The sequence below is a fragment of the Escherichia sp. KCJ4928 genome, assembly GCF_004352695.1.
Taxonomy (GTDB): domain Bacteria; phylum Pseudomonadota; class Gammaproteobacteria; order Enterobacterales; family Enterobacteriaceae; genus ECMA0423.
Window position 1 is genome coordinate 1 of sequence record NZ_SJWV01000660.1, and the last position, 351, is coordinate 351.

Sequence of the window (351 nt, forward strand, 5' to 3'; positions counted from 1 at the left end):
TCAGCCCATAGAATGAGATAACCCCTATGAATGATGGCAGACAGACGCCTCCGCCCCCCGAGGCATGGAAAATCCGGTTTCTGGCGAACGGTACACCCGGCACATGGTTTTACACCGATGACGCAGCCGTCACAAAAGAATGGCTGCGGGCACATTGTGACGATGTGGAAGTGATCCCCCTGTGCCGTATGCATGACGGTCCCGTTTTCCGGGAACACCATATAAATGAACTCAGCGCCGCACTGGCCAGAATGCTCCATATGCACCACATACTGCTGGAACGAACCCGGTACAGAGAAAATATCCATGATGCAGAGTGTATTCGTGAAATTCACGAAGCCCCCCTGCAGG

1 protein-coding gene is annotated in these 351 nt (G+C 53.6%); it reads left to right on the forward strand.

The window, feature by feature from the left end; all coding sequences use genetic code 11:
• Positions 1-26 precede the first annotated feature (26 nt).
• Positions 27-351: hypothetical protein (locus tag E0D98_RS27715; RefSeq protein WP_131891585.1), on the forward strand; the 325-nt coding region annotated here is incomplete at its 3' end.